4 protein-coding genes are annotated in these 6122 nt (G+C 53.8%); 3 read left to right on the top strand and 1 reads right to left on the bottom strand.

Features of this window, described 5'->3' with window-relative positions; all coding sequences use genetic code 11:
- Positions 1-166: 166 nt before the first annotated feature.
- Positions 167-1081 (bottom strand): glutaminase, encoded by a 915-nt coding sequence (locus QGT73_RS16795; RefSeq protein ID WP_280123189.1) that lies wholly within the window; start codon positions 1079-1081, stop codon positions 167-169.
- Between the two features lie 94 nt (positions 1082-1175).
- Between QGT73_RS16795 and serB the strand changes: the two genes are divergently transcribed.
- Genes serB through QGT73_RS16780 form a run of 3 tightly spaced genes read left to right on the top strand, consistent with a single transcriptional unit; the run spans position 1176 to position 5926 of the window.
- Positions 1176-2399 carry a phosphoserine phosphatase SerB gene (serB, locus tag QGT73_RS16790; RefSeq protein ID WP_280123188.1) on the top strand — a complete coding sequence of 408 codons (1224 nt, stop codon included), beginning with the start codon at positions 1176-1178 and terminating at the stop codon, positions 2397-2399.
- A 32-nt stretch (positions 2400-2431) separates the two neighbouring features.
- The gene (locus QGT73_RS16785) at positions 2432-5479 is read left to right on the top strand and encodes a PEP/pyruvate-binding domain-containing protein (RefSeq protein WP_280123187.1); all 3048 of its coding nucleotides are present in this window, start codon (positions 2432-2434) and stop codon (positions 5477-5479) included.
- 12 nt (positions 5480-5491) lie between these two features.
- The gene (locus QGT73_RS16780) at positions 5492-5926 is read left to right on the top strand and encodes a GYF domain-containing protein (RefSeq protein ID WP_280123186.1); all 435 of its coding nucleotides are present in this window, start codon (positions 5492-5494) and stop codon (positions 5924-5926) included.
- The last annotated feature ends 196 nt before the right edge of the window (positions 5927-6122 follow it).

Raw genomic sequence — 6122 nt, 5'->3', positions numbered from 1 at the left:
ACAAAACTTATTTGACTTTACCAAATAAAATTGCAGCTAATTACTATAAAATCAGCAGGTTGAATTTACTTATAATGGTGATGTCTATTCCACATTATCGCCTTAGCGTGTCCGCTGAATAGTTACGATTAATATGATTTTAACAAATATGTGTTAAAATCGAAACCTAAAATATCGACTCGTGGGTGTGGGTGGTGAGGAGTTCGAGAACTTTCATGCCCATGACCGAATTGCCTTTGCTGTTGAGGCGCGGACTCCATGTGGCCACGGCATAACGGCCCGGGGATACTGCCCCGATGCCGCCTCCGACACCGCTTTTGCCGGGAAGACCGACAAGATAGGAATACTCGCCCGCATCGTTGTAAAAACCACATGTCTGCATGATGGCATTGATGCGCTTCACTTGCGAATAGCTCAGTTTCACGTCGCCATATACAAACTCCTTGTGTCGGTCGGCAAACGGAAGAAATGCCCGTGACAGTTGCCGGCAGCTCATCTCGACCGAACACTGGAGGAAATAAAATCTCAGCACAGCCTCTATGTCATTGTCAAGATTGCCGTAATATTTCAGCATATTGGCTATAGCTGCATTGACATAACCCTTCTCCCGCTCCGACGATGCCACCTCGCGGTTGTAGTCAACGCTGTCATCATCGGCAAGCAACCTGACAAACGCCAGATAATCAGCCTCGGGGTAGGCCAGGCAAGACATAAGTATGTCGCTCACCACGATGGCACCTGCGTTGATAAACGGGTTGCGCGGCACTCCGTGGTCAAGCTCAAGATCTATGAGCGAATTGAACGCCGAGCCCGACGGCTCTTTGCCCACACGCCGCCATAGCTCCTCGCCCATATGGGACAACGCCATGCCGAGCGAAAACACCTTGGTGACACTCTGTATCGAAAATGGCTCGTCAATATCACCAAGTCCTATCTCGCTGCCATCGGTGGTGGTGAGACATATGCCGAAGCGGTCGGGATTGACTTTGGCAAGAGCCGGTATGTAATCGGCCTGACGGCCGACGCCGCGCAACGGTGCTATCTCGGCCGCTATCGCTGTAAGGATTTCATTGTATTCCATCGTAGGCTAAACATGAGATTTTGACGGCAAATGTACAAAATTTTTCAAAAATTTTAATATCTTTGCATTTTATTGAAGGTACATTTTCACAAGCATGGAAAAATCACAACTCGAACTTATCCTAATAAACATATCGGGCCAGGACCATCCCGGTGTCACTTCGGCCCTATCCGAGATATTAGCCCGCTACGATGCCGGTATTCTCGACATCGGCCAGGCCGACATACATCACACCCTTTCGCTCGGCATCCTCATCAAGACTGACTCGGCCGTGTCGGGCAACATCATGAAGGAACTGCTCTTCAAGGCCTCCGAACTGAATGTCAACATCCGCTTTACACCTATATCTATTAAGGAATATGAGGAATGGGTAGGCCGTCAGGACAAAAACCGCTGGATTATCACTCTGCTCGGCCGACGCCTGACCGCACGGCAGATTGCCAACGTGACTTCCGAGCTGGCCAAACAGGGCATGAACATCGACGCCATACAGCGTCTCACCGGCCGCATGCCGCTTGGCGAGGAGGAGCAGCCCCGCTCCAAATCGTGTGTCGAGCTGTCGGTGCGAGGCACTCCGGCCGATGTCCACGCCATGCAGGAGCGTTTCATGCAACTGTCGCAGGAAGACGAGTTTGACATCTCGATGCAGGAAGACACTCTCTATCGCCGCTGCCGACGGTTAATATGCTTCGATATGGACTCGACTCTCATCGAGACTGAGGTCATAGACGAGCTGGCCATGCGTGCCGGTGTAGGCGATCAGGTAAAAGCCATCACCGAACGCGCCATGCGCGGAGAGATTGATTTCTGCGAAAGTTTCCGCGAGCGCGTGGCTCTGCTCAAAGGGCTCGACGAGAGCGTGATGCGCGAGATTGCCGAGAACCTCCCCGTCACCGAAGGGGTCGACCGCATGATGCAGGTGCTCAAGCGCGCCGGCTACAAGACTGCGATACTCTCGGGCGGATTTACCTACTTCGGCAACTATCTCAAGCAGCGATACGGATTTGACTATGTGTATGCCAACGAACTGGAAATTGTCGACGGCAAACTCACGGGCCGTCATCTCGGCGATATTGTCGACGGACGACGCAAAGCCGAGCTGCTCAAACTCATAGCCCAGGTCGAGAACGTCAACATAGCGCAGACCATAGCCGTAGGCGACGGTGCCAACGACCTGCCCATGCTGTCGACAGCCGGCCTCGGCATAGCCTTCCACGCCAAGCCCAAAGTCAAGGCCAACGCCGAGCAGTCAATCTCGACGATTGGTCTCGACGGTGTGCTCTATTTCCTCGGTTTCAAAGACTCGTTTATATCATAACCCCACGGCCCATAACCCACTAAGACCCAGCCATGAACGAAGACGCTCTCAGCCAACTATATCTCAAGGACACAGCCTTTCAGGACCTGATGCAGAAACGCATATTCAACGTACTGCTCATCGCCTCCACCTATGACGCATTCATGATGGAGGAGGACGGCCGTGTGGAGGAACAGCTCTATTTTGAATACATCTCCCTCAACCTATCCTCACCCCCGCGAGTGACTCGCGTGCTCAACTCGGCCGAAGCCATCGAGGTCATGGCCTCCAAGAGTTTCGACCTCGTGATAATGATGCCGGGCAACGACATTACCGAGACATTCTCGGGTGCACGGCGCATCAAGGACCTTCATCCCGAGCAGCCTATCATCGTGCTCACACCATTCTCCAAGGAGGTGTCTCGCCGTCTGTCCAACGAGGATTTCACCGGCATCGACTACGTGTTCTCATGGCTTGGCAACGTCGACCTGCTGCTCGCCATCATCAAGCTGCTCGAGGACAAGCTCAATGCCGACAATGACATTAACAATGTGGGCGTGCAGCTCATCGTCATCGTCGAGGACTCCGTGAGATTCTACAGTTCGGTGCTCCCGATAGTCTACAAATTCATTCTCACGCAGTCGCGCCTCTTCTCGACCGAAGCACTCAACGAGCACGAGCGCATGCTGCGTATGCGCGGACGTCCCAAGGTAATGCTCGCACGCGACTACGAGGAAGCTCTCGAAATCTACGACAAGTATTCCGAACACATCCTCGGCGTCATCAGCGACGTTTCGTTCATGCGCGAAGGCATCAAGGACCCCAAAGCCGGCATAAAACTGGCCCGCGAGCTGCGGTCGCGCGACCCCTATCTGCCCCTGATCATCGAGAGCTCCGAGCCTGAGAATGCCCACGATGTCATAGAGATGGGGTGCACATTCATTGACAAAAACTCCAAAAAATTTCCCGTCGACCTCGGCAAAGCCATCATCAACAACTTCGGTTTCGGCGACTTTGTGGTGCGTAATCCCGAGACCGGCGAGGAGATATGCCGCATACACAATCTCAAGGAGCTCCAGAAATCAATTTTCGACATCCCGGCCGAGGCACTTTACTGGCACGCGTCGTTCAACGACATCTCGCGCTGGCTCTACTCGCGCGCCCTCTTCCCGATAGCCGAGGTCATCAAGCAACACCGGTTCAGCGACATCAGCGACGCCCCCAAGGTGCGGCAACTGTTCTTTGACCTCATCGTCAAATATCGCAAGATGAAAAACCGCGGCGTCGTGGCCATATTCCGCCAGGACCGCTTCGACCAGTACTCCAACTTTGCCCGCATCGGCCAGGGGTCGCTCGGAGGCAAAGGCCGCGGTCTGGCCTTCATCGACTCCATCATCAAGAAAAATCCAGTCTGCGACAGTTTTGACGGCATCACAATATCCATCCCGCGCACCGTGGTCCTGTGCACCGACATCTTTGACGAGTTCATGGAGACCAACCAGCTCTATCCGATAGCTCTGAGCGACATACCCGACGAAGAGATTCTCGCCCACTTCCTGAGAGCCCAGCTCCCGATGCGCATTCGCGAGGACCTGCGCGCGCTGCTGCAGGTGGTCGACACCCCCATAGCCGTGCGCTCGTCAAGTCTGCTCGAGGACTCACATTATCAGCCTTTTGCCGGCATATACTCCACCTATATGGTGCCCAAGTTTTCCGACCCCGACAAGATGCTGGCTATGCTGACCGACGCCATCAAAGGCGTGTATGCCTCTGTGTTCTATTCCGACTCCAAGGCCTACATGACCGCCACATCCAACGTCATCGACCAGGAAAAAATGGCCGTAATCCTTCAGGAAGTAGTCGGCAAAGACCTCGAGGGCTATTACTTCCCCTCGTTCTCGGGCGTCGGCCGCTCGCTCAACTATTATCCGCTCGGCGATGAAAAACCTGAGGACGGCGTGGCTGAGATTGCCGTCGGACTCGGAAAATATATCGTGGACGGTGGTGTCGGACTGAGATTCTCTCCGCTTCATCCCGAAAACGTGCTCCAGACCTCAGAGCTCGAACTTGCCCTGCGTGACACACAGACCCGCATGTATGCCCTCGACATGATGGGCGACGAGCGCGAGACAGCTCTCGGAGGAGGCAAGCTCACCAAACCGTCTCAGTCGCTCAATGAGATTAAGGTCGAGGACGGATACAACGTCGCCAAACTCCGCGTGCAGGACGTGGCCGAGCGCGGCGCGCTCACCTACATGGTGTCGACCTACGACTTCCGCGACAATATCATACGCGACAACGACAGGGGCATGGGACGCAAGGTCGTGACGTTCAACAATATACTCAGACACAACGTCTATCCTCTCGCCGAAGCCGTCGACTTTATGCTCAAGAAAGGCCAGCAGGAGATGCAACGCCCCGTCGAGATAGAGTTTGCAGGCATGGTCGAGCCTGGCGGCAAGACCAAAGGCCGTCTCTACTGGCTTCAGATACGTCCCATTGTCGACCGAAAGGAGAATGTCGACGAGGCCGTCATGTCAACTCCCGACGAGCACCTGCTGCTCAAATCGTCGACCGCACTCGGTCATGGCACTATCGAGGGGGTCAGCACCGTTGTGTATGTACGCCCCGACAAGTTCTCATCGTCCAACAACTCGCTGATAGCACGAGAAATGGAAAAAATCAACCGCGGTTTTCTCGAACGGGACGAACGCTATCTGCTCATCGGCCCGGGCCGCTGGGGCTCGTCCGACTCCGCTCTCGGCATCCCCGTGAAATGGCCGGCCATCTCGGCCGCACGCCTCATCGTCGAGTCATCGCTCCCCAACTACCGCATAGAGCCGAGCCAGGGCACACACTTCTTCCAGAATCTCACCTCGTTTGGCGTGGCCTACTTCACCATCGACTCAGCGGCCAATGCCAGACGCAAGGAGGGCGACCCTGTCACCGACCTCTACGACGTAGCCTATCTCGACTCGCTTCCAGCCATTTACGAGAGTGATTTTCTGCGCATCGTCACCTTCGACACCCCGCTCACCATCGGCATCAACGGCCTCAAAGGCACAGGCGTGGTGGTAAAACCCGAAACAAAAACCATCTAAAAACTCCCTGCAATGAACTACTTCATAACCTACAACGGGCAGACCATCGGCCCGATGAGCAAGCAACAGATATTCGCCTACCCGGTCACTCCCAACACTCCGGTCTGCACCGAGGAAAACCAGACTTGGCAACCTCTCTACTCGTTCCCCGACCTGATGGAACTGCTCTCCGACACAAACGCGGCGCGCAATGCGGCCGAAGTCAACACCACCGGTAAAGACAAAATCCTGTGTGGAATCTTCGCCATACTTTTCGGCGGACTCGGCGTGCAGTATTTTTATGTAGGCAAAATCTCCGCCGGACTGATAACCATCCTGCTCAGCCTTGTCACATGCGGACTCTGGAGCATCGTAACCTTTATCCAGGGTATCGTCATGCTCACCATGACTCAGTCACAATTTGAGCAGAAATACGTCCTCAATCCGGCCACGTTCCCCGTGTTCTGACCCTTCCGGATTGATAATACACACATAATGCATATGGCCTTATCATAATATTTATGATTTGGCCATGTCGTTTTTAATACGTAATTTTGTTATAGAAGTTGTTTAAACTAATTTGATTTGTGAAATTTTTTAAGGAAAATAACGATAAAAGCGAGGAAATTCCAACCTTTCCAACTGGAGACGGTGGTATCGAAGC

It is taken from the genome of Duncaniella muricolitica (assembly GCF_910574735.1).
Classification (GTDB): Bacteria; Bacteroidota; Bacteroidia; order Bacteroidales; family Muribaculaceae; genus Duncaniella; species Duncaniella muricolitica.
This window is presented reverse-complemented; position numbering and strand designations above follow the sequence as displayed.